General features: G+C 67.0%; 1 protein-coding gene. It reads left to right on the top strand.

What is annotated here, in order from left to right; genetic code table 11:
* Positions 1–230: SAM domain-containing protein (locus AC0L2O_RS37680; RefSeq protein WP_473373304.1), on the top strand; the 230-nt coding region annotated here is incomplete at both ends.

The raw sequence follows: 230 nt of genomic DNA, 5'->3' as shown, positions 1-230 counted from the left end.
CGGAAGTCCTGCCGGAGCTGACCGATGCCGACCTCGAGAAGCTCGGTATGCTCCTCGGTCACCGCAAGCGATTCCGCAAGGCGGTAGTGGGGCTGGGGCCGTCGTCAAGCCATCCCGACGCGAACACCGATGACATCGCGGCTCAGAGCCGCACCCGGGAGCTAAGCGCGGAGCGTCGACAGCTGACCGTCATGTTCGTGGATCTCGTCGGCTCGACGGCGCTGGCGACC

Source organism: Bradyrhizobium sp. Kon10, assembly GCF_055807395.1.
The sequence above is the reverse complement of the archived record's forward strand: the minus strand, read 5'-3'. Positions and strand labels throughout refer to the sequence as shown.